Source organism: Dysgonomonas sp. Marseille-Q5470, assembly GCF_951230145.1.
Lineage (GTDB): Bacteria > Bacteroidota > Bacteroidia > Bacteroidales > Dysgonomonadaceae > Dysgonomonas.
Genome location: NZ_CATNVE010000003.1, coordinates 260,391 through 284,902, shown reverse-complemented (window position 1 = coordinate 284,902; position 24,512 = coordinate 260,391). Strand labels below are relative to the sequence as shown.

Genomic DNA, 24,512 nt, shown 5'->3' with positions numbered 1-24,512 from the left:
TAATAACAATATGAGAACAATAGTACCGGCAGACCGCCTTAATACAGTAAGTGAATACTACTTTTCGAAAAAACTAAGAGAAGTAGCCGAAATGAACGCAATGGGAAAAAATGTGATTAGTCTCGGAGTGGGAAGCCCGGATCTCCCTCCTTCCGAAGAAACCACAAAAGCCCTGTGTGAATCTGTAATAAAAAAAGATGTACATGGCTATCAACCACATGTGGGTATTGCCGAGTTGCGTAAGGCTTTTGCTGATTGGTATAAAAGAACTTATAATGTAAATCTGGACTTTGCAAATGAGATACAACCTTTGATAGGCTCGAAAGAAGGGATCTTACATATCTCTCTGGCTTTTCTCAATCCGGGAGACGGAGTATTAGTACCTAATCCGGGGTATCCGACATATAGCTCTGTGAGCAAGCTTGTTGGGGCAAATATTGTCTCTTACGACTTGGATGAGAATAACAATTGGCAACCGGATTTCGATGCTTTGGAAAAGCTAGACTTATCGAATGTAAAGCTAATGTGGATTAATTATCCTAACATGCCTACAGGAGCAAATGCTACGGTCGAATTATTTGAAAAAATAGTTGCTTTTGGAAAGAAACATGGCATAATCATAGCTCATGATAATCCTTACAGTCTTATTCTTAACGAAAAGCCGTTAAGCATACTACAAGTAGAAGGAGCGAAAGATATATGTATCGAACTCAATTCGATGAGTAAATCGCACAATATGCCCGGATGGAGAATTGGGACATTGGCTTCAAATACACAATTTATACAATGGGTGCTAAAGGTTCTGACCAACATCGAGAGTGGAATACTAAAACCTATACAGTTGGCAGCCATTGCCGCTCTTAACAATTCGGACGAATGGCACAAAGAAAACAATATCAAATTATACAGTAATCGCCGTCAATATGCAGAAGCTATTATGAAAGAGTTAGGTTGCACTTTTGATAAAAAACAATCGGGAATGTTTCTTTGGGGAAAGATTCCGGCAGAATACAAAAGCAGCGAAGAATTGGCTGATAAAATTTTATACGAAGCGAATGTTTTCCTAACCCCGGGATTCATTTTCGGGAACAAAGGAGAAGGATATATACGTATCTCTTTGTGCTGCAATGAAGACATGCTGAAAGAGGCCTTGGAAAGAATAAAGAAGGTAACAAATTAATGATTGCCACAATACCATTTATCAGGATAGCCTAAATTTATCTATTATAGAGTATTAAATTATAGACAGTAAATAAAAGGTAACAGATAAAAACATAATAAAAGTTGTCACTTTTGTCACTTTTTAGCTAAAATATAGAATAATCAAAAAACAAATTAAAATAAATATGAAACTAGACTCAATTTTACTTCCGGGAGTTGACCCGAAACGTCCTCTTGTAATAGCCGGTCCATGCAGTGCCGAGACCGAAGAACAAGTAATGAATACAGCAAAGCAACTAGCAGCAGACGGTATAAAAATCCTTCGTGCCGGAATATGGAAACCTCGCACTAAACCGGGTGGATTTGAAGGAGTTGGCAGCGAAGGTCTTGCTTGGCTCAAAAAAGTGAAACAAGAAACTGGAATGTACGTTTCTACTGAAGTTGCAACACAGAAACACGTTTATGAAGCCCTTAAATATGGGATAGACATGTTATGGATCGGTGCCCGTACAACAGCAAATCCGTTCGCAGTTCAGGAAATAGCAGAAGCGCTACAGGGTGTTGATATCCCGGTATTGGTAAAGAACCCTGTTAATCCCGATTTAGAGTTATGGATCGGTGCTCTTGAACGCCTCAGCAATGTAGGTCTGACCAAGATAGGAGCAATACACCGTGGATTTAGTTCATACGACAAGAAAATATACAGAAACCTGCCTCAATGGCATATACCGATCGAACTGAAACGTCGTTTTCCTGATCTGCCTGTTATTTGTGACCCAAGTCATATCGGAGGAAAACGTGACCTTATACAGCCGCTATGCCAGCAAGCAATGGACTTAAACTATGACGGATTGATTATAGAAACTCATTGCGACCCTGAAAATGCTTGGAGTGATGCTTCTCAACAGGTAACACCGGTGAGACTAAAAGAAATACTGACAGCACTTATTATTCGTGATGGTAAGCAATCGACAGAAGACCTTTCTGACCTTCGCAGACAAATAGACGAACTAGATGATCAGTTGCTGGAATTACTTGCAAAACGTATGCGCATATCATGCGAAATAGGTACATTCAAGAAAGAGCACAACCTAACCGTTGTTCAAACAGACCGTTATGACGAAATTCTACAGAAACGAATTGCTCAGGCTACATCTATGAGTATGAATCCTGACTTTATGCGTGTGGTTCTGGAAGCAATACACGAAGAATCTGTAAGACAACAGGTTGAGATATTAAACAAGTAACCGTATATGAAGATATTAATATTAGGAGCCGGAAAAATGGGCTCCTTCTTTACTGATGTATTAAGTTTCGATCACGAAGTTGCTATATTTGACATTGATCCCAAACGGCTACGATTTGTTTATAATGTAGTCAGAATGAGCAATCCCGAAGAGATAAGGGACTTTAAGCCTGAAATTGTTATTAATGCAGCAACAGTGAAATATACGATTCAGGCATTTGAAATGGTACTGCCATATCTGGATGAAGATTGTATATTGTCGGATATTGCATCCGTAAAAACGGGACTAAAAGAGTTTTATAAAAAAACTGGCAGACCGTTTGCATCTACCCATCCTATGTTTGGCCCTACATTTGCCAACCTAACAGATCTTAGTACACAGAGTGCAATTGTAATTTCGGAATCGAACCATTGGGGAAAAATATTTTTCAAAGACTTGTATAACAGTCTTAAGTTGAACGTTTTCGAGTATACATTCGAAGAGCATGACGAAACGATTGCATATTCCCTTTCTATTCCGTTTGCGTCTACACTTGTATTTGCTTCGGTAATGAAGCATCAAGATGCTCCGGGAACAACATTTAAGCGTCACATGAATATTGCAAAAGGGCTTCTGTCGGAAGATGATTATTTGTTGACCGAGATTCTCTTCAACCCTTATACTCCTGCTCAGGTGGAGAGTATACGAGGTGAATTAAAGCATCTTTTAGAGATCATCGAGAAAAAAGACAGTGCAGCGATGCTAAGTTTCCTTACAAAAGTAAGAGCGAATATAGCTGACAAGTAGAATATAAAAAGAGACTGCAAAAGTCATACAATACTAATGCAGTCTCTACTCCTTATAACACCAATTACCAACCATAGTTAGCCTAACACCAAACAGACCTTGAATTCAGCTTTTATTTTTTATGTTTAAACAGCCATGAGGCAAGTCCTTCTTCTTTAAAGGCATTGTCCCAGCTATTATGATTAACTCCTTCATATTCGGTATATTCCGCATCACACCCCAATTCTTTGAGACGCTTATATATATTTCTCGAATTTTCTACAGGAACGACAGAGTCGGCACTCCCATGAAAAACCCAAACAGCTGTATTGTGGGCATACAAAGGCAGCTTACTCAAATCTGCGCCTCCACAAATAGGGAACGCCGCGGAGAAAGTATCAGGCAATCGCCACAACAATTCCAATGTACCCATACCCCCCATTGACAAACCACCTACATATACTTGGTTGGAGTCTACTTTCCCTGAGGTCAGCCAATTTTGCACCAAAGCAATCAGTGTACTCATTGGCTCTGTAATTCCATCAGAAAGACCGAATGTCAATGTCATTTTATCATCAATCTGGTGACGAACGACATTAGCCCAATAACTATCGGCTGGGCATTGAGGTGCTATAACGATAGCTGGATAAACAGACTGAAAATTATCAATAAGGAACTGCTTACCATGAGTCAATTGCTTCTGATTATCATTACCTCGCTCTCCTGCTCCATGAAGAAATACGACCAATGGATATTGCTTCGACTCATCATAGTTTTCAGGATACATTATCTGATATGGCAATGTATGCCCGTCAAACATGAATGAGGCATTCTTGAACTGAGCGAAACTGAATAAAGAACAAATTAGAAAAATGAAAGATAAAACACCTTTTTTCATAACCTTAATTTTAAAATAACTGACATTAAAGATAACGATAATACATCTTACTTCATGTGAGTTGTCATGCTATTTGCTTTTGATTCTATTACTCTTTAATTCAATGAAGGAGATTCAAAACCTAGTTTCTTAAGCCCCTTTTGAACATCAGGGTGACTCATAAATAGATTCCAAAGCAACTGCGAACGATAGTTCTCGATCATCACAGCTATTGTACCTTGGTCTATTGCTAAATAACGCTGTGGATACCAGTTATCTGTTTCACTAAATGCGTCATAAAAACCATATTGCCCCCAAACCTTATCGCCCATGCGATATAGCTTGCGCATTACTTTCATTGATTCCTCGGGAGTATACACAATAGAAGACAAAGCGGCCGTAGGAGTTATTACACCGAGGTCTCCTTCTTCTGTTGGCTCGTGAGCGCTATACCCTTTTACTGAATAACTAGCAGTCAAGCCCCAGCAATCTTCTCCATAACCTTTAAAACCTTTTGGGTTACGCAAGCAATACGCTCTATTTATCAGTGTATAATTTTTCATTTCCTGATAATAATCAGCATACTTATCTTTTAGCCCGGTAGGATTTAATCCTAAGAATGAGTAGTGAGCCCAGAATAAAGGGCCTGCTCCGCTATTGCTTTGATAACGCATATTTAGGTTATATCCTTCCAATTGATGAGGAGCAATAATTTTTCCGTTTTCTGCCCAACCTTCATGATAGACCTCAGCCGGAGTACCATGAGTAGGAGAACATGCAGCCAGTACATAAGTAATGAGACATTCATTATATCCACGAATAGGAAAATTCATTTCCCATGAATGGTTAGGGCTCCAATGCCAATACAATACATTTTGACCGTTACGATGCCAGTTCCAGTCCACATTTTTCCAAAGGTTGTCAATACGGACAGCTAAAGCTTTTTCTGCATCAGACCCATTTATATAATACTGATGAAGGGTCAATAAACCTTGTAGAAGGAATGAGGTTTCAACTAAGTCTCCTCCATTATCCTTATCACTAAATCCTTTTACTTCACCTGTCTCACCATTCCACCAATGTGGAAATACACCATGAAAAGAATCTGCTTTTTCGAGAAAGTTTAGAATCTTTGCAAACCGTTCTAAACCTTGTTCACGAGTTATATACCCTCTGTCTATTCCGGCAACAATAGCCATTATTCCAAAGCCACTACCTCCGGAGGTCACTACATTTTTATCATTTTGAGGATATACTCCATCTACATGAAAGCGTTCGCGAGCCATTCCACTCGTAGGTTCAGCTCCATCCCAAAAATAATTGAATGTCCTGCGCTGAACACTATCCAATAGAGCCTCATCTGTAATAGCAATTGGCTCTGTGGAGCTATCATCAGTATCTTTATTGGATTTATCCTTACAACTAATAGCCACTAGAACAAGCATTATAGAAATGAATGGTATATATATTTTTTTCATATTATCTGTTTTAATAATAAACAAGAAAAAGAGACTAAGATTACATAGTCTCTTTTTCAAGACTCAGAGCATTTAATTCAATGTAAATCTCGCAGATTTAACATCACTATTATTACCTCCTATCATCACATCAAAATCACCTTTTTCAAATACATATTCGAGGTTGTAATTGTAGAATTTCAATAACTCAGGAGTTATCTTAAAACTAACATTTTTACTTTCCCCTGCTTTTATAAATGTTTTTTCAAAGCCTTTCAATTCTTTCACCGGACGTGTCACACTACCGACCAAGTCACGAATATAAAGTTGAACAACCTCAGCTCCATCATATTTTCCTGTATTTGTAACAGTGACGGAAGCTGTTAATTCTCCTTTTGCATCAAGTGTTGTAGAGCTCAATTTAACGTCGCTATAACTAAATGTAGTATAGCTTAATCCGTATCCAAACGGATATAACGGATCGTTACTTACATCTAAATAGTTGCTACGGAATTTCTCAAACCATCGTCCTTCGTGCAACGGACGACCTGTATTTTTATGATTGTAGAATAGCGGTATCTGTCCTACATTCTGAGGGAAAGTAGCAACAAGTTTTCCGCTTGGATTAACGTCTCCAAACAAAACATCTCCAATAGCGTGTGCAGCCTCTGAACCACCAAACCAAACATTAAGAATGGCTGGTACGTTTTCATTTTCCCAAGTCAAAGTCAATGGACGACCTGTAAACAACACCAAGACGACAGGTTTTCCGGTTTTCAATAATTCTCTTAACAATTCTTTCTGTACATCAGGTATACCAATTTCGGTACGAGAACTAGATTCTCCACTCATCTCAGACGATTCGCCCAATGCTGCAACGATTACATCTGCATCCTTTGATATTTGTAATGCTTCTTGTAGCATTTCTTCATTACTGCGAGTTTCCTGATCTCTATGTAATGTACGACCAAACATAGTCGCATTTTGTTCATATTTTGCATCATTTATCAGATGGCTACCCTTTGCATACACAACCTTAGCATTGCTTCCGGCTACCTCCTGGATACCTTCAACTACGGTTGCGGGTTTAGTCAGGTCTACAGCAACACTCCATGTTCCGGGCATATTAGAGCGTGTGTTTGCCAAAGGGCCAACCACTGCTATAGTTCCACCTTTTTTCAAAGGCAATGTATTATTTGCATTTTTAAGTAAAACAAAACTTTCTGAAGCTATCTTACGAGCAACAGCACGATTTTCGGCTGTGTATATTTCTTTTTTTGCACGATTTACATCGCAATATTTATATGGATCTGCAAATAATCCCAATTTATATTTAGCTTCCAACACACGGCGACAAGCCTGATCTATTTCGGCTTGCGTAACTTTTCCTTCTTTCAGAGACTTGCCAACTGTAGCCAAGCCTTCACTTACCATATCCATATCGATTCCGGCCTTTAAGGCACGAGCCGAAACGGTTTGCAAATCACCAATTCCGTGATCTATCATTTCACTTATTCCGGTATAGTCTGTAACTACAAACCCGTTAAACCCCCATTGCTTACGCAATACATCTGTCATCAACCATTTGTTAGCTGTAGCCGGAACTCCGTCCACTTCATTAAACGAAGCCATTACGCTCCCCACACCTGCCTCTACTGCAGCCTGATAAGGGTACATATATTCATTAAACATACGTATACGGCTCATGTCTACAGTATTATAGTCGCGACCTGCTTCACCTGCACCATACAGTGCATAGTGCTTAACACAAGCCATAATATTGGAGTTAGACTTATACATGTTCTCTCCTACTCCCTGATATCCGCGAACCATCGCTTTTGCGATTTGTCCTCCAAGAAAAGGATCTTCTCCATTTCCTTCCGAAAAACGTCCCCAACGAGGATCTCTTGAAATATCAACCATTGGACTGAATGTCCAGCAAATACCATCGGCACTTGCTTCTATTGCAGCGATACGTGCAGATTGCTCTACAGCAGCCATATTCCATGTAGCAGCCATCCCCAAAGGAATTGGAAATACAGTTTCGTATCCGTGAATTACGTCCATTCCAAATATTAATGGAATTTTCAGACGACTCTGTTCTACTGCAATGCGTTGAACTTCTTTTATTTTTTCAACACCTTTTATATTGAATAACCCACCAACTTGTCCTTTCTTTATTTTTTCAGCTATATTACTGCTTTTAGCCTGTCCAGTAGTTATATCTCCGGAACTAGGCAGATTAAGCTGTCCGATTTTCTCTTCCAGCGTCATCTTACTCATTAAATCATTGATAAACTTATCCATCTTTGGATCTTTCCCTTGTGCCAATATATTGCCCGAGATAGCAAAGAAGGCCAAGAAGACCAATAATAATTGTCTTACAGTCATTTTACCTTAAATTTCAGTTATACCTTAACTCTAATTATTTCTTGCCTAAAACTAGTAAGGGCTAATTGTCTAGCCCTTACCATTAAAAATGTGATAACCTAATAAACCTTATTGATAGTTGGGGTTTTGTTTCAAAACGCCATTTGATTTATCGATTTCCGATTGAGGAACCGGAAGTAATGCATGCTTATCTTGATAATTTGTTTTACCTGCTGCATGTAATACTTCTTTAGCAGTACCCCAACGTACTAAGTCATAAAAACGGTCTGGTTCTAAAGCTAATTCAACTCTTCTTTCACGCTGAATAGCTTTTCTCAATTCCACCTGATCTTCTGTAGTAACCTTTGGCAATATACTGGTGCTAGCTCCTCTCGCATGAGATCTTACCATTTCCAAATATTTTAAAGCATCTTCAGTCTGATCTAGTTCATTTGCGGCTTCTGCAGCCATAAGAATAACGTCCGGATAACGGATAATACGTATATTAACCCAGAATCCTTCTCTCGTATATTTAGCTCTCATCGCAGGATTTGTGTATGCTTTTTTATTAAAGTATGCACCCATTGCAGATGATTCAGGAGACTCGCCATATGGCTTGTTTGTATTTTCAGGAGTGATAGCTTCACCCGGTTTTCTGAAATACAGAAGTGTAGCATCTTTACGTGGATCTCCAGGCTCGAAAGCTGTTCCCAGCTCTTTTGTTGCCATGTGCCAACCCCAGCCAAGATTCCATTGTCCGGCACCTCTCACACCTTGTACCTGACAAAACTGGCTACCTATATCTGTACTTCCTGGTTTGGCCGCTGTTGCAGTACACTGTAATTCAAATATTGATTCACCACAGTTTTCTCCAGCATCGGTGAACACTTGATCTACTGCTGTATTCAGATTATAGATTCCCGAATTGATAACATCTTTAGACGCAGCAAGCATATTACCCCAGTCGTTACGCATCATATACGTTCTGGCATGTAAAGATCTGGCAGCACCCCAAGTTAAACGCCCTTTGTACTTTGTTTCCCATGATTGAGGCAGGTTAGCTTCGGCAAAAGTAAGATCAGCATCAATTAGTGCATAAATCTCAGTAGCAGAGCTCTTAGCAATATTAGCCTGTGATGCATTTGTTATTTTAAAATCTATTTTAGGAACTTCACCCCATGCTCTTACCAAGTTGAAATAACAATAAGCTCTAAAGAATTTAGCTTCTGCTTCCAAGCTTCTAAGGTCACTATTATTCAATTTCTGTATAGTATCTATAGTAGAGTTACAGTCATGAATTATCGAATAGTTATGATTCCAATATGTGCCCAAGATTCCATTGTTTGGGGTATATTCGAAATCGTCCCAAAATCTGGCATTATCCGGTCCATCATTCTCTGTACTCCCTTTTTCTGAATCTTCGGAACGGAACATGTGGACTGCAAAAGCTGGAATTCCGGCAGTTATATTATAACTTCTCATTTTGGAATATACTCCAAATACCTTTGCTTCAAGTCCACCACTAGTATCGTCATCCCCAGTAAAACTTCCTTGAGGACTCTTGTCCAGAAAATCATTACAGCTGATAACCGAGAATGCTAAAACAGCAATTATAGCGGCATATATATATTTATTAAATATTCGTTTCATAATATATTGTTTTTATCTATTAAAATGTAAGATTTAAACCAAATGTATAAACTGCAGGCATAGGATATGGATTAGAGTCGATGCCAAATGCTGTAGCAGATCCTCCGATTTCCGGTGTATAACCTGTATTGTTTTTCCACGTTTTAGGATTTTGAGCATTTATATATACTCTCAAAGATTTCATTCTTAATTTCTTCAACATATCTGCTCCGAAAGTATAACCTAATTGAATGTTTCTGATACGAAAGAAGCTACCGTCTTCAATGAAATACTCAGATGGATAATCCTTACCATTTATTGCACGTTTTCTATTCAAAATAGGCTCAGTGTTAGATGTGCCTTCTCCGTGCCATCTACCCATTTTCGATTCCAAATAGTTGAACTGAGACCATTCAAAAATATTCCATGTGCGATAAATTTCATTACCATATACTCCCATCATATCAACTGACAAGTCAAAATTCTTGTATCCTACATTTACAGAAAGTCCATATGTGAAATCAGGAGTAGGATTACCAATCATTGTTCTGTCTGCAGTAGTAATTTCACCATCTCCATTTACATCTTTAAACTTAAGGTCTCCCGGTAATACTTTTGTTAATTTATTTGTAGGAGAGTTATCTATTTCAGTCTGATTTTGATATACACCCTCTACTTTGTATCCATAGAAATAACCAATCGGGTAACCAGCCTGAGTATAAGACATCATTGGAAGTCCTGATGTGCCATCAGTAATAGTATATCCATCTTGGTATAGAGATAATACTTTATTTTTAATTGTGGTAAAATTTGCGTTTATTCCATATCTCCAATCAGAACCAATTTTATCATTCCATGAAAGAGATAGTTCAACTCCTTTGTTTTCAATTTCACCAAGATTCTGAAGACCAGGTGTTGTTCCAGTTATACCAGGCACTTCAGCTAATAACTGATTTGTATTTTTCTTATAATACACACCTTCGAAATTCAGTCTGTTCTTCAAGAAATAAGCTTCAAACCCAGCTTCCCATGCTTTTACTTTTTCCCATCTTAAACTGACACTAGGTAAATAAGCGATGGTATATCCAGGAATGATATTGTCTCCAAATACGGCCGATGTTGTATTTATTAAGATTGGTTCTGCCGGATAAACCCTAAGCATGTTTTGGTTGCCCAGAGTGCCCCACGATCCTTTCAATTTCAAATAATCAAGGAAAGTAAGATTTTTCATAAAATCCTCTTCTGTCATCACCCAACCTGCTCCAACAGAGTAAAAATTTTGCCATTCATTACCAGTATAGAAGAAAGCTGATGAGCCATCGCGCCGGAATGAACCATTAAACAAATATTTATTTTTGTAATTATATAATCCCCTAAGTAGAAATGATACAGTAGAACGTTCCCATTGATCACTACCTGTTGTAGCAGCATCCGGGTCCCCAATGCTAACAAACCATTTGTCAGGATCATTTGCAATAGGAAGTCCATTCCCTTCACTACGTTTCCCCGTAAGGGTGGATAAGCTATTGTAGAATGTTGTAAAACCGGCTGTGGCTGTAATATTATGATTATTAAAGCTATTTGTATAAGTCAACAAATAATCGCTTTGAACCTTTGTTTCATTTGTTTTTTGTTGCTGCACAGCAGTTTTCCCATCTCCCATAACCACAGGTTGTTGAGTATCAACATCGAATATAGTTCTCTTAGGAGTGTATAATCTGCTATCATAAGATTTGTAATCTAATGAATACATTACACGGAAATTGAAGTTCTTCAAGAAAGTAAGATCTCCATATACATTACCGGATGCTCTGTAATCAATTACTTTGTTCATATCCTTTTGTAACTCAACAATAGTCATCGGATTTGACACTTCATTTTTTTGGAAACTAGGCAATGTATTATACAAACCTTCTTTTTCATTATAAGGCGCTCCTATAGGTGCTGCATATAAAGCTCTCTTGACAGCATCTGTATATAAGCTGGTAGAAGTATTAAGAGGGGTTGAACGAGCACCATTAAATTGGAATCCAACTTTAAATGCTTTAGTGATAGTGTAATCACTGCTCAGATTGATAGTTACCTTACTGAATTGTTCATGTTTCAAAGTTCCTTCTTCTGAAGTATACCCAACACCCATGTAGAACTTATTCCTTTCGCTAGAAGATGTTATACTAATATTGTTATTGGTAATAAATCCTGTTTGGAATATTTCATCTTGCCAATCTGTATCAGCAGTCCAGTTTCTATAATCGAAAGGACTTGCTCCTTGGTTTGCTAACTGCTCTGAATAAAGTTCTTTAAACTGTGCAGCATTCGCCATTTTGATTTTATCTACTACCGATTTAAAACCAAAAGAAGTATTGATATTTACCAATGTCTGACCTTCTTTCGCTTTTTTAGTAGTAACAATAATAACACCATTTGCACCACGTACACCAAAGATAGCTAATGATGAAGGGTCTTTTAAGATTTCCATTGATTCAATGTCGGCAGCATTTAAGAAGCTAATGTTATCGTTAAATAATCCATCAACTACATATAGCGGCTTATATCCGTTAATTGAATTTGTTCCACGAATACGAATTTCGGGATCTTGTCCGGCAATACCTGTATTTACGACCTGTACCCCCGCTACTTTTCCTTGCAAAGAAGCTAATGGGTTTGCAGATGGACGGTTTGCTATATCCTCAGCTTTAATACTAGCTATGGACCCGGTCAAGTCTCTTTTCTTTGCTGTACCATAACCAATTACGACTGTTTCCGTTAGCATTTTGGCGTCATCTTCCAATACTACGTTTATCGCATTCTGGGCACCTACAGTAACTGATTGAGATTTCATTCCCAAATAAGAAAACACAAGAACATCTCCTTGTTTTGCAGAAAGAGAATACATACCATCTATATCTGTTATTGTTCCGTTTGTTGTACCTTGTACCAGAACACTAACTCCGATTAGAGGCTCATTCGCTTGATCCACAACCTTACCCGAGATTGTTTTGGTCTGCGCATAAATAGTCGTCACGCTTGCCAAAAGAAAACAAGTGAAGAAAAAAATTCTCCGCATGAGAGCAGCTGAACTTTTCATTTTTTTAGGTTTAATTTTCATAGTCTTACTTTTTATTTAAACACATATTTTCAAATAAAATCTACTATGAACGACAGAAAAGAAGAACTAAAAAGTGATCGTATTTTCCAGTAACGGCTAAGTTATGATTGTTCTTTCTGTGCGTATGATATTAGATTTGTGTCAAAATTAGAGTTTATAGACAGAGTGTTTCTAAAAGTTAATACACCGTGAATACACCCTCTCCTCTTTTAACAATGCCACCACCTCACTTTTACCTCTCAAACAATCATAATAATATAACAAACAATAAATTACAATAGTTAATCTATATTCAGAAAAAACTCATTTAAGTTCTGGGAAGGAAGAATATTTAACTTTTTTCTTAGTCTATAACGACTATTTTCAACGGCTCTAATAGATAAATTCATTAAAGACGCAATCTCCTTTGTTTCCAAATTTAGTTTCAAACAAGCACAAAGCCTAAGATCATTATTCGTTAACTGAGGGTATAGAGTTTTCATCTTTCTGAAAAAACCTGTATGTTTTTCTTCAAACTTTAATAAAAATGTTTTCCAATCATCTTCCGTATTCATATTGCTATTGAGCAAGGCATTTATTTTTTGAGATAACGGAATCAATGCATTGTTTCTATTCTTTGAATAAAAATCATCTATGATATCTTTTACTTTCAAAATGAGTTCATTTTTCTGAATGATAAAAGATGTTTGAGTAAGAAGTTCGGCACTCTTTTGTTCCACTTCTTGCTGCAACTCCCCGGCCAACATTTTCAAGCGTCGGGTTTCTCTATGTCTGATCTTTTGAAGATGCAAGTTTCGATATCGTCTTAATATAAGCATCCAGATGATATACATGACAAAGAAAAAAGCAAGAATATAAAACATATACGCCCAAATAGTCTGATACCAAGGCGGCAATATTTCAAACTCATAAGATATAGATTCGGAATAATGTCCGAGATTATCTACCGTACGTACCATAAAGACATACTTACCCTCAGGTAGACGAGCATACTGAGCACCATTCACCTTTTGAGGTAGAGACCAGTCATTATCTACCCCCTGCAACATATACTGAAATGAGAAATTAGATGAAAATGCATTTTCTGCCGAAAAGCCAAAGGTTACAGTATTATAGTTATATGATATCTTAGCTAATTGAGCAAGATTCTTATATTCGTAATCACCATAACCATTTGTTGTTCCCAACATCCTTAAATATGGAAGAGGTAATTTATTTTGAAGGTCTTTTTTTACAACATGTTCTTTATTATATATCATAAACCCATTATCCAAACAGACAAGGCTCAATGAATCATTCAGGATAGACACATTTTCGTATGCGTTTACCAATGATAAGTTCATTCCTAAGTTGTAGCTTTCGAGAATAGATGCCTCATAGCCATCATACGAGAATTTATAAATCGAAGCATCTGTAAGTGCCCAAAATAGATTTCCACGAATATGTACAATTTGCTTTAGGTTCTTTACATTTTTAAAGCAATCATTCAGTATTGTATTCGGCACTATTTTATTTGAAATATCATCGTAGGTATAAAACTCATTATTTCCAAGCAAAACAATACGTCCCCCCACCTTAAACATTTTCATTTTGTATGGGAATCCATCTTTATTACTTCCTCCGTAATATGAGAATGTTTCAAACCCAGAGAGATCGTCACCGAGTTTACATCTATAAATACCTCTATTAGCATGTTCTAGCCATATATTACCGATATGATCAATATCAGCATTAATTATCGGCTCCGATATCTGCTTCGGCACATAGACCTTATTTGTAGCGGGATCTACAATTTTTAGAGATTGATAGGTAGAAAGAAAAAGCAAGTCTTTCTCTTTATATTTTGCTTCCATGATGTTGTAGACACCCGTATGTATATCAAACACATCTGAAACCGAAAGGTTACTATTTATCATTTTTAGACCTTTGTTGTGGCAACAGTACAGCTTTCCATTCACAACTTTTAATGTCCAGACTTGTCCTTGTGTTCCATTTATCAGTTTCATGTTAGACAGAGCTTCCGGCTTTTTAAGGTCTTCAGCAGCTATGTAAAACACACCCTGATTGGTAGCAACAAACAATTTATCATTCCACAGAGCACCACCATATACCGCACCAGTTTTCCCTCCTTTATCTATATAGCAGTCCATATTCTCTATATGCTGTATATAAGAGATACCTTTATCCAGAGCAGCCCACACATTGCCTATATTGTCTTCATAGAGGGATAGCACCGTATTATTCTGGAGGGTATTTATAGTAGATAGATGATCTAATATATTACCAGCTTCGTCAACCTGATAAATACCATCTAATATAGTTCCGAAAAAATAAACACCCTTCGAAGACAATATACCGCAATTAAGCTCTGCAGAACTTAATACAGACGATATGGCAGAGTTCCATTGTTTAAACGTGCTCCCATCATAAATATACATTCCTTTTGTGGATGTACCTATAAGATATTTATCTGTTGAATATGGCAATATAACCCTAACATCTGTATTCGTAAAGATTTCACTCCCTTCTATCTTTGTTAATGTAGCACCTTTCAGGCGATACAATGCTCCAAACATTTGCTGCACCAAGAATTCATTTCTCACCTTAGATAATAATAAGAAGCCTCCATTGAAAGGTACATGTTTCACTGTTTTATAGTCGTACATATAGATGGACGAAAAAGATTGGAAATAAACGCAATCTTCCGCAATCCATATCTTCCAGAAATCATCATTTTTAAAAAGAGCTTTATCCAGTTGATCACTTAAAGAAGTGTAGACTAATTTGCCTGAGATATCCCTATCCCATCGTCCAAACTCCTCATAGCTTCCGGTAAAAATCGTTTGATGCGAAAGAACTGCCACCGAACGTGCTATTAGAGAATTAGGTATACGGTTTAGCTTCCATTCGACACCGTCGAACTCCAACAAGCCTATGTCGTTACCAAAATACATTATTCCTTTTTCGTCTTGCGCTATCGACCAGTTTTTATTATCGGCTCTATACATGCTCTTGGACAGGTTGATTACATGTGGTTTATTTGCCGAAATTGAAATGAAAGGAAGGAAGGTTAGGAATAATAAAAAGATATATTTCATTAAATTATTCATTCAGGTTGAATTTACAAAGAGCTTTCTTATTTAAGACATCAAAAATACTACTTTTTTATGGATTTTGTTTTCAGATGGATGTCAATATAATGTCTTCAATCGTTTTGCCTTTAGAAGTTCATAAGTTATATTTGTATGCAATAAAAAATTAATATCAGAAAATCATGAAAATCGGGATAGACCTAGGAGGAACCAATGTTAGAATGGGTGTTGTTAATAATGGTGTCATTGTAAAAAAAATATCGGAGCGATGCAAAGCAGACCAGCCTGAAGACATCGTTATAAAGCAATTGACAGACATGCTTCATCAAATCATATCGCCTGAAATAGAAAGTATAGGTATAGGTGTACCTTCGGTGGTTGATGCAGAAAAAGGCATCGTATATAATGTAATGAATATCCCCTCTTGGAAAGAAGTACATCTGAAAGAAATACTAGAAAAAGAATTCAATATCCCGGTCTTTGTTAATAATGACTGTAATTGTTTTGCTCTGGGTGAATATCATTTTGGAGAAGGAGCCGGATCTAAAGATTTAGTAGCTGTTGCTTTAGGAACAGGTGTAGGCTCAGGGATTATTATCGATGGCAAATTATACAATGGAGGAAATACAGGAGCCGGCGAGGTCGGATGTATTCCTTATCTGGAATATGACTATGAATCTTATTGCAGTAGTTCTTATTTCACACGCGTACATGGTATCAGCGGTAAGGACGCTTTTGAAAAGGCTAAAGCAAATGAAGATGTTGACTCCATCATTCTATGGAATCAGTTTGGACACCATGTAGGCGACCTGATGAAAGTAATTCTTTTTGCTTACGACCCTCGAGTGATTATTTTAGGCGGAAGTATAGCCAACGCTTACGAATATTTTGCTCCTGCCATGATGGATAGCCTTGATAGCTTTCCTTATTCCGAAACAGTAAAGAACCTGAAGATATATACATCTAAAGTAGACGATGTTGCTATACTGGGAGCATCAACCCTAAGCTAAATTAATAGCCATTATACAGAACGGAGTGAAGAATCTATAATTTATGATTCTTCACTCCGTCAAAAATAAAAAGAATGATATCTTATCTCTCCCACTGCTGTAACTCAGCTACAGCAAGCTGATAATCTCGTTCTGTTTCCAGATACTTATCCACTGTTTCATAATACACTGACAACTCTAATAGATAATTAATAAGGGATAATTGCCCCTTATCCAATGCCATTTTAAGCAAATCCTGACTACTGGTAACACTCAAAGCATCTTCATACTCTTTTAACAACAGAGATAATTTTTTTGCTTTATCATACTGATTCTTCAAGGTATTCCTGAACTGTAACTCAGAGTCCTCATGCTGCATCTGCAATGCTACCGTTTGGGCTTTCTGATGCTTCACTGTATTTTTACCTTCCCACAAAGGAATGGATACGCCAACCGAAACACCCTGAAATATTGTACCCGATACTCTTTCGCTAGCATATCCGGCTGTTATCTTAGGCAGATTCAAAGCCCTTGTAAGCTGTTCCTGCTTTCTACTTAAGGCAACTTCTTGTTCCGCTACTCGCAAAGAAGGATTATTAGCCTTTACTATTGCAAACCATTCTATAAAATTGAGAGGGAAAGTAAAATCTGGATAACGATTAAATTCTGTGATATCCAACCCTCCGTTCAATCGTTGCAACTCAGATTTGGATAAATTCAAATCAACTTCATTGATCTGCAACGCTTTCTCAGCATTTAGTAAGTTCAACTTCGTTTTATTACGCTCCAAAACATCGATATTTCCCTGATCAAAACTCTTCTGATACGCATCAGAAAGTTCTCTGGCTTGTTTCAGTCGATCCGATAATATCTTGTTCATCTTCGTTTGATAAACCAGTTCTACACAGATTAAGCGAGCCTGTTGCAAGATCTCCACTTTCTGTTGATCATAAATCATATCTACCTGTTGGTTTTTTCCATCAGACAATTGTGTCTTATAGCGATATGCTGTAGGAAAATCAAACGACTGGGTTACATTAAGGTCTACACGGTTACCTTCTCCGGAGGGACTTCCCCACAGATAACCGAATTCCACTTCGGGATTAGCCATATTTATGCCTGTTTTGTTCCCTATCTTATCGGCATTAGCTTTCTCGCGATACGCTTTCAGCGTTGTATTATTCATTTCTATCTCTTTCAATACATTATCGAACGAGCCTTGCGCCTGTACACTGAGAGCCAGCACCGACAAAAGAATATATATTATTGGTTTCATAAATTATAACTCTTTTATTAAATAATCTCTTCTTTTACAGCCTTTCTATTTTTCAGCATTCTGTATATAATCGGCACAATGTACATATTCAACATGGTTGAAGTTAGCAGTCCGCCCAAAATAACCTTAGCCATAGGACTTTGAATTTCATTACCAGGCAAACTTCCTTGTACAGCCAGAGGTATCAAAGCCAGTCCCGAAGACAAAGCTGTCATCAAAATAGGATTCAAACGATCGAGCGATCCTTGCAATATACTCTTATTAACAGAATATCCTTTGTTTCCCAAATCGTTATAATGAGCCATCAGCAAAATTCCGTTTCGCGTAGCAATACCAAACAAGGATATAAATCCGATAATGGCCGGAATACTGATCTCTCCGGATGTAAACAGAATAGCATACACTCCACCAATAAGAGCCAGAGGAAGATTAAGAAGAATTACAGCCGATTGTGTAACACTTCTAAACTGATTGAAAAGCAATAGAAAGATAATAAGAATCGCAAAAACAGAAGCGATCAGCAATATCTGCGATGCTGCCTGTTCACTTTCAAACTGTCCTCCATATTCAATATGATATCCTTCAGGCAACTGAATATTGTTATCCAAGTTATCCTGAATCTCATTTACAACACTTCGCAAATCTCGTCCGGCAACGTTTGCCGACACGACAATCTTACGTTGAGCATTCTCCCTGTTGATTGTATTAGGACCCGTAGAGGATGATATATCTGCAATATAAGCAAATGGGACTTTAAGCCCGTTAGCATCTATCATCAGATTTCTGATCTTCTCGGCTTGATCTTTATAGTTCTCGTCAACTTTTAGTGTCAAGTCAAAACTTTTACCTGCATCATAAACCTGAGAAACAACTTCACCTGAAAGCATTGTAGTTACAAACTCAGTAAATTCGGGTAAGGTGATACCATATTTTGACAACAGTTCGCGCTTAGGGACAATCTTTAATTGGGGACGCTCTACCTGCTGCTCTACATTCAAGTCGGCAACACCGTCTATGCCCTCTATCTTCGACTTGATCTCATTTCCGAGAGAGAATAATTTATTCAGGTCTGTTCCAAAAATCTTTATGGCAATATTGGCTTTGGTGCCCGAAAGCATATGATCGATACGATGCGATATCGGTTGACCTATTTCCACACTAATTCCCGGTATGGCATTCAGCTTATTTCTGAGATCGGCTAACACCTCTTTTTGAGGACGATCTCTCAATACAAAAGGTGCTTCAATCTCAGAAGTATTCACACCAAAAGAATGCTCATCCAATTCGGCACGCCCGGTTTTACGTCCTACCGTTTGTATTTCAGGGACGCTAAGAATGGCCTGTTCTGCCATTGCTCCTACCTTATCTGATTCCTCTAATGATATTCCCGGCAAGGTATTTACAGTTACTGTAAAAGACCCTTCATTAAATGGCGGTAAAAAATTGCGCCCAAACGTGAAAGAAATAGCTATAGCCGAAATCAACAACAAACCTGTTATTCCCAATACTATCTTTTGTTTTGCTAATGCCCAATGTAAGCTTTTTTCATAGATAGCTTTAAGCTTTACTACAAATACAGATTCTTTTTCTCCCTTATCTTTCTTATTATTTGCGAGCAAATAGCTACACAAAACAGGAGTTACTGTAAGAGCAATAATTGTAGATGCAAAAAGAGCAACGATAAAAGCTATCCCCAGGGGAACAAGCATACGCCCTTCCATACCGCTAAGGAAAAACAAAGGAGTAAAACTTGCGACAATAATCAATGTTGAATTCAAAATCGGCATACGGACTTCTTTCGATGCTTCGAATACAATAGTAAGCACGCTTTGTTGTTCCTCCTTTGGCTTTTTCCGATTCTCTCTCAAGTGCTTAAATACATTTTCAACATCTATGATAGCATCGTCTACCAACGAACCGATAGCAATAGCCATCCCGCCTAAACTCATCGTATTGATCGTTAAGCCCATCAGCTTTAGAGCAAGAATAGAAGTTAATAAAGAAAGGGGTAAAGCCATTAAAGAAATGAAAGTCGTACGACCATTCATTAAAAACAAAAACAGCACGATGACCACAAAAATAGAACCTTCATAAAGGGATTTTTGCACATTATTAATAGAGTTATTAATAAAACGTTCCTGCCGGAAAATATCTGTTGATATTTTCACATCCGTAGGAAGTCCCTTTTGCAGATCGGCTATAGAAGCATCCAGCTTTTCACTCAGCTCGATTGTATTCGTATTGGGTTGCTTGGTTATAGTCAGCAACACAGCAGACTTTGTTTTTTCAGAAGCGACACCTAATTTCGGTGTTTTTGCTCCTATCTTTACATCTGCAACATCACTAATCAGAATAGGACTCTCTCCAACTCTCTTTATAACAGCTTTGCCTATTTCTTTTACATCGGCACTTTGCAGAACACCTCTTACTATATATTCATTACCGTATTCATACAATACACCTCCCGATGCATTCTGATTCATATTACGGGTCACTTGCAACACTTCATCCAGTGTAACACCGTAATGTTTCATACGCCCCGGATCGAGTAATATTTGATATTCTTTGATATCTCCACCTATAACTGTCACCTGTGCCACTCCACCTGTAGATAGTAAACGTGGACGAATCGTCCAATCGGCAATAGTACGAAGGTCTAATAAAGATGTAGAGTCAGCAGTCAGTCCGATAATCATCACTTCTCCCAATATCGAAGATTGTGGTCCCAATGTGGGTTGCCCGATATTCTCGGGTAAAGCATCACCCAGAGTAGCCAATTTTTCGGTTACTATCTGCCGAGCTTTATAAATATCTGTACCCCAATCGAACTCGACCCATACAACAGAGAAACCTGTAGTAGATGACGAACGTACCCGCCGTACATCTGTAGCACCATTCACTGCTGTTTCGATAGGAAAAGAGACTAGGCGTTCCACCTCTTCCGAAGCCATTCCATTCGCCTCTGTCATTATCACTACGGTAGGGGCATTGAGATCTGGAAATACATCTATCTCCATATTCTTAGCAGTATAAAGCCCGCCAACCAATAGGAGAACAGCACTGATAAGAACAATCAAACGATTGTTCAACGAAAATTGTATTATTTTATTCAGCATATCTATTCCTCCTCAATTTAATGTTCATGAGCATGAGGGATTGCTGATGATGTAGAAGCTAACTTGACATGATATGATATGCTCCTTTACTTACTACTTTATCTCCCTTCTTCAGACCTGACAAGATTTCCACTTGATTGCCGTCATTTGCACCCAGAGTAACTTCTTGTTTGCTATAAGCATCATCGTGAGATTGCAAATACACGAAATACAGGCCTTGTTCTTCGATTAAAGAAGATACAGGTATAGAAATAACATTGCTACGTGGTTGTCCTAAGAGATAAACCTCGACATAAGAACCGGAAATTATTTGACCGATATTGTCAAATTCAAAATTGACCGGAACATAATATTCTTGACTAGAAGATGACTTTCCGTACGATACCAGCCTTCCATTTAGAGCGGAAAGCGTATAAACCGTCTTATCGTAAGGCGTTTTGAAATTTGCGGATATTACAGACCCTAAATCTTTAAAATAACGTTCCGAAACATCAGCTCTTAGTTGCAGTCGTCTATTTTGCGTAACGGTCATTAAGGCTTGCCCTACTTCCACGTATTGACCTTCATTAACTAATTTAGTCTTTATAAATCCACTTATAGGAGTTGATACTCCTACGCCCTTAGCTGTAGTTTTCTGCCCGATAGCATGATAAGCAACCTTAGCATTTTCGTAGTTCAGCTTGATCTCGTTATATTCTTTTTCAGCAATAAGCTTATTTCCGATCAAAGATTCAGCTCTCTGATATTCCTTCTGAGCAATCTCGTATGCAGACTTCGCTTTTGCTATAGGGTCTCCATCCACTATATTTTTAGAAGAAATACTTAGAAGTGATTCGCCACCACGTACGGCTAGTCCTTCATTCAACGAAGCCTTATTAAATGACACTATCCCATTAGCAGTTGCAGAGATTGTAACCTCGTCACCCTGTGCAGATAAAATTTGGCCACTCGTTTTTATTACCTGATGAAATGCAGAAGGCTGAACATTCACGATTTCCAATCCTGCCTTTTTAGCTTGCTCAGGAGAAAATACGATTTCTTCTCCATGGGCTTCTTTATCATGAGAATCTTCATCTTCCGCATGATCGTGATCACACTCCTCCCCTTCTGCGTGAGAGTGAGCTCCTTCTTCTTCAGAATGATTATGTCCTGCGTGAGATTCTTTATTTTGTTCCGTATAAGTATCTGCTTTTTGTTTAGAGTTGCACCCCCAAAGCATCGCAAGCAAACAAGCGATATATATTATATATTTTTTCATATTCTTATTTCTTAAACTTGAATAAACAAAAAACAATTATAGGCAGTTTTAGAAACTGTCACTATAAAAATTCAAACTTCTCTATTTGAGAAATTATGCTAAGAAATAAGATACAGGAGGTGCACGCAGGCTTTTTATGGAGCCTACAAAAGGTGGCGTATAGCTTACTAAATAAGGCTTTTGCCTGAAGCGTTCCCCAAATTGTGGAGCTTCTAAATAAAACTCATTCAGTGAGTATAATATATAGGCAAGAGAAAGACAGTTTGCACATGGCAATATGTCATCATGCGTATTATCTTGTTGACGAAGTATTAATTCCTGAAGATTACAATCTTCTGTATGCGCCTGATGATGACATCCTTTTTTGTGTTGTTCACAACAGTTATGGGTATCGTCTTGCTGATCGGAGCAATGATGTCGATGCATAATTTCCTCAAGAGAAAAACAGATAACACCATCATGATGCGAATGAGGCATAATAGCATGAGCTAACATAAACATGCTAGCCATCAGAGTTAGAGTCAAAGCGATCAATCTCATATGTCTCATACGACAAAGATACAAAACTTAGGTAAAGAAGCTCTCGTTTCTTTACACAAAAAAATAACGAATAACTTTAGAACTAATAAAATATGACATTTTAATAGAATAAACATTTTAATTAAGAATAAATATATAACTTAGTGAGCGATTGTTAACCGAATACCCATTTAATAACTTTCAAAATATCACATCATGAGTAGAATAGAAAATGACCTTATTAGCAGTCTGCCTGTTCCTGATAATGCTTATTATGGAATACACACTCAAAGGGCAATCAACAATTTTAACATTTCAGGAATAAAATTATCACATTATCCTATGTTCATTAAAGCTTTAGCCTATGTAAAATGGGCAGCAGCCGAAGCGAATTATGAACTTGGAGTCTTGGATAAAGACATTCACGATGCAATAATAGAAGCCTGTAAAAAAGTTATAGAAGGAGATTACAACGGCCAGTTTCCGAGTGATATGCTACAAGGAGGTGCAGGAACCTCAACCAACATGAATATCAACGAGGTAGTAGCAAATATTGCCTTAGAGATTATGGGGCACAAAAAAGGTGAATATCAATACTGTTCTCCTTACGACCACGTAAATCTTTCTCAGTCGACAAACGATGCTTATCCGACAGGCGTAAAGCTAGGAATTCTCTTTTACAATGAAATGATAGAAGACACCTTGATTGAGCTTATAGCAGCCCTCAAGCAAAAAGGACAGGAATTAGAGCATGTGATAACAATGGGGCGTACTCATCTGCAAGATGCCATACCGATGACATTGGGACAACAATTTGACGCATACGCTGCGACTTTAGAGAAAGAGAAGACTTCTCTGAGACAAAGCGTAAATTTGTGCCTCGAAATAAATATGGGAGCAACAGCTGTAGGTACAGGACTGAATGCTATTCCGGGTTATGATGCATTATGTGCTAAAAACCTGACACGTCTCACTCGATTCAATTTTACTTCTGCAAAGAATCTGGTAGAAGCCACATCAAATACAGGTAGTTTTGTAGCCTATTCTTCTGCATTGAAAAAGCTAGCAACAAAGCTCTCCAAAATATGTAACGATCTTAGAATACTTGCATCAGGGCCACGCTGCGGAGTACACGAAATAAATCTTCCGCCGATGCAAGCAGGTTCTTCTATTATGCCAGGGAAAGTAAATCCGGTTATTCCTGAAGTTGTTTCTCAAACATGCTTTAGAGTACTGGCAAATGATTTCGCCGTAACAATGGCTGCTGAAGCAGGTCAGCTACAACTGAATGTTATGGAACCTATTATAACATATACTTTACTCGAATCGCAAAACCTGCTTAACAATGCAATGGTCTGCCTCAGAAAAAACTGCATCGAGGGTATTACTGCTAATGAAGAACATTGCAAAAGTCTTGTTATGAACAGTATCGGACTCGTCACTGCATTGAATCCGTATATAGGCTATGAGAATAGCACGGCTATAGCAAAAGAAGCTTTGGAAACAGGAGCGAATGTGTATAATCTCGTACTGAAAAAGAATATACTATCTAAAGATGATTTGGATAGGATACTAAATCCGGAAAATATGACAGGAGTGAAATAACCCCTCCCTTTAGAAAATGGAAAAGGAGTGAAAATATTTTTT

14 protein-coding genes and 1 pseudogene are annotated in these 24,512 nt (G+C 37.8%); 5 read left to right on the top strand and 10 right to left on the bottom strand.

Translation table 11 applies throughout. The features are described 5' to 3' along the window. Nucleotides 1-10 precede the first annotated feature (10 nt). The 3 genes from QOX35_RS07210 to QOX35_RS07200 all read left to right on the top strand — a co-directional run bounded on the left by QOX35_RS07210 (nucleotide 11) and on the right by QOX35_RS07200 (nucleotide 3,194). Nucleotides 11-1,180, top strand: coding sequence for a pyridoxal phosphate-dependent aminotransferase (locus QOX35_RS07210; protein ID WP_283686349.1), 1,170 nt, complete (start codon nucleotides 11-13; stop codon nucleotides 1,178-1,180). 166 nt (nucleotides 1,181-1,346) lie between these two features. Then, nucleotides 1,347-2,408 carry a bifunctional 3-deoxy-7-phosphoheptulonate synthase/chorismate mutase type II gene (locus tag QOX35_RS07205; protein ID WP_006842522.1) on the top strand — a complete coding sequence of 354 codons (1,062 nt, stop codon included), beginning with the start codon at nucleotides 1,347-1,349 and terminating at the stop codon, nucleotides 2,406-2,408. 6 nt (nucleotides 2,409-2,414) lie between these two features. Then, on the top strand, nucleotides 2,415-3,194 hold the full coding sequence (locus tag QOX35_RS07200; protein WP_006842521.1) for a prephenate dehydrogenase/arogenate dehydrogenase family protein: 780 nt from the start codon (nucleotides 2,415-2,417) through the stop codon (nucleotides 3,192-3,194). Between the two features lie 112 nt (nucleotides 3,195-3,306). Here QOX35_RS07200 and QOX35_RS07195 read toward each other — a convergent pair whose 3' ends face one another. The 6 genes from QOX35_RS07195 to QOX35_RS07170 form a co-directional block, all read right to left on the bottom strand. Next, nucleotides 3,307-4,071 (bottom strand): carboxylesterase family protein, encoded by a 765-nt coding sequence (locus QOX35_RS07195; protein ID WP_283686348.1) that lies wholly within the window; start codon nucleotides 4,069-4,071, stop codon nucleotides 3,307-3,309. Nucleotides 4,072-4,166: 95 nt separating this feature from the next. Continuing rightward, entirely contained in the window at nucleotides 4,167-5,528 is a 1,362-nt protein-coding gene (locus tag QOX35_RS07190) for a glucoamylase family protein (RefSeq protein ID WP_283686347.1), read from the bottom strand. A 72-nt stretch (nucleotides 5,529-5,600) separates the two neighbouring features. Then, on the bottom strand, nucleotides 5,601-7,898 hold the full coding sequence (bglX, locus tag QOX35_RS07185) for a beta-glucosidase BglX (RefSeq protein ID WP_283686346.1): 2,298 nt from the start codon (nucleotides 7,896-7,898) through the stop codon (nucleotides 5,601-5,603). 108 nt (nucleotides 7,899-8,006) lie between these two features. Beyond that, the gene (locus QOX35_RS07180; protein ID WP_283686345.1) at nucleotides 8,007-9,527 is read right to left on the bottom strand and encodes a RagB/SusD family nutrient uptake outer membrane protein; all 1,521 of its coding nucleotides are present in this window, start codon (nucleotides 9,525-9,527) and stop codon (nucleotides 8,007-8,009) included. Between the two features lie 19 nt (nucleotides 9,528-9,546). Beyond that, on the bottom strand, nucleotides 9,547-12,615 hold the full coding sequence (locus tag QOX35_RS07175; protein ID WP_502846760.1) for a SusC/RagA family TonB-linked outer membrane protein: 3,069 nt from the start codon (nucleotides 12,613-12,615) through the stop codon (nucleotides 9,547-9,549). A 281-nt stretch (nucleotides 12,616-12,896) separates the two neighbouring features. Beyond that, nucleotides 12,897-15,725: a triple tyrosine motif-containing protein gene (locus tag QOX35_RS07170; protein WP_502846759.1), complete on the bottom strand. Its 2,829-nt coding sequence runs from the start codon at nucleotides 15,723-15,725 to the stop codon at nucleotides 12,897-12,899. Nucleotides 15,726-15,889: 164 nt separating this feature from the next. Here QOX35_RS07170 and QOX35_RS07165 point away from each other — a divergent pair, with 164 nt between their 5' ends. After that, nucleotides 15,890-16,717, top strand: a complete 828-nt coding sequence (locus QOX35_RS07165; RefSeq protein ID WP_283686343.1) for an ROK family protein — start codon at nucleotides 15,890-15,892, stop codon at nucleotides 16,715-16,717. An 82-nt stretch (nucleotides 16,718-16,799) separates the two neighbouring features. On the opposite strand, the gene QOX35_RS07160 is transcribed toward QOX35_RS07165, so the two are convergent. The 4 genes and pseudogenes from QOX35_RS07160 to QOX35_RS07145 form a co-directional block, all read right to left on the bottom strand. Next, a complete protein-coding gene (locus tag QOX35_RS07160) occupies nucleotides 16,800-17,972 on the bottom strand; it encodes a TolC family protein (protein ID WP_283686342.1) in 1,173 nt (390 codons plus the stop codon). Between the two features lie 17 nt (nucleotides 17,973-17,989). Then, the gene (locus QOX35_RS07155; protein ID WP_283686341.1) at nucleotides 17,990-21,088 is read right to left on the bottom strand and encodes an efflux RND transporter permease subunit; all 3,099 of its coding nucleotides are present in this window, start codon (nucleotides 21,086-21,088) and stop codon (nucleotides 17,990-17,992) included. 17 nt (nucleotides 21,089-21,105) lie between these two features. Continuing rightward, a pseudogene (locus QOX35_RS07150) lies at nucleotides 21,106-22,346 on the bottom strand (efflux RND transporter periplasmic adaptor subunit). 93 nt (nucleotides 22,347-22,439) lie between these two features. Next, nucleotides 22,440-22,895: a DUF6769 family protein gene (locus QOX35_RS07145; RefSeq protein ID WP_283686338.1), complete on the bottom strand. Its 456-nt coding sequence runs from the start codon at nucleotides 22,893-22,895 to the stop codon at nucleotides 22,440-22,442. A 186-nt stretch (nucleotides 22,896-23,081) separates the two neighbouring features. Between QOX35_RS07145 and QOX35_RS07140 the strand changes: the two genes are divergently transcribed. Next, nucleotides 23,082-24,470 carry an aspartate ammonia-lyase gene (locus tag QOX35_RS07140; protein WP_283686337.1) on the top strand — a complete coding sequence of 463 codons (1,389 nt, stop codon included), beginning with the start codon at nucleotides 23,082-23,084 and terminating at the stop codon, nucleotides 24,468-24,470. Nucleotides 24,471-24,512: the final 42 nt, after the last annotated feature.

Bases quoted from the DNA above. Each gene is read 5' to 3' on its own strand.
- QOX35_RS07210 (WP_283686349.1), top strand. From the start codon at position 11: ATGAGAACAATAGTACCGGCAGACCGCCTTAATACAGTAAGTGAATAC.
- QOX35_RS07205 (WP_006842522.1), top strand. From the start codon at position 1,347: ATGAAACTAGACTCAATTTTACTTCCGGGAGTTGACCCGAAACGTCCT.
- QOX35_RS07200 (WP_006842521.1), top strand. From the start codon at position 2,415: ATGAAGATATTAATATTAGGAGCCGGAAAAATGGGCTCCTTCTTTACT.
- QOX35_RS07195 (WP_283686348.1), bottom strand. From the start codon at position 4,071: ATGAAAAAAGGTGTTTTATCTTTCATTTTTCTAATTTGTTCTTTATTC.
- QOX35_RS07190 (WP_283686347.1), bottom strand. From the start codon at position 5,528: ATGAAAAAAATATATATACCATTCATTTCTATAATGCTTGTTCTAGTG.
- bglX (WP_283686346.1), bottom strand. From the start codon at position 7,898: ATGACTGTAAGACAATTATTATTGGTCTTCTTGGCCTTCTTTGCTATC.
- QOX35_RS07180 (WP_283686345.1), bottom strand. From the start codon at position 9,527: ATGAAACGAATATTTAATAAATATATATATGCCGCTATAATTGCTGTT.
- QOX35_RS07175 (WP_502846760.1), bottom strand. From the start codon at position 12,615: ATGAAAATTAAACCTAAAAAAATGAAAAGTTCAGCTGCTCTCATGCGG.
- QOX35_RS07170 (WP_502846759.1), bottom strand. From the start codon at position 15,725: ATGAATAATTTAATGAAATATATCTTTTTATTATTCCTAACCTTCCTT.
- QOX35_RS07165 (WP_283686343.1), top strand. From the start codon at position 15,890: ATGAAAATCGGGATAGACCTAGGAGGAACCAATGTTAGAATGGGTGTT.
- QOX35_RS07160 (WP_283686342.1), bottom strand. From the start codon at position 17,972: ATGAAACCAATAATATATATTCTTTTGTCGGTGCTGGCTCTCAGTGTA.
- QOX35_RS07155 (WP_283686341.1), bottom strand. From the start codon at position 21,088: ATGCTGAATAAAATAATACAATTTTCGTTGAACAATCGTTTGATTGTT.
- QOX35_RS07145 (WP_283686338.1), bottom strand. From the start codon at position 22,895: ATGAGACATATGAGATTGATCGCTTTGACTCTAACTCTGATGGCTAGC.
- QOX35_RS07140 (WP_283686337.1), top strand. From the start codon at position 23,082: ATGAGTAGAATAGAAAATGACCTTATTAGCAGTCTGCCTGTTCCTGAT.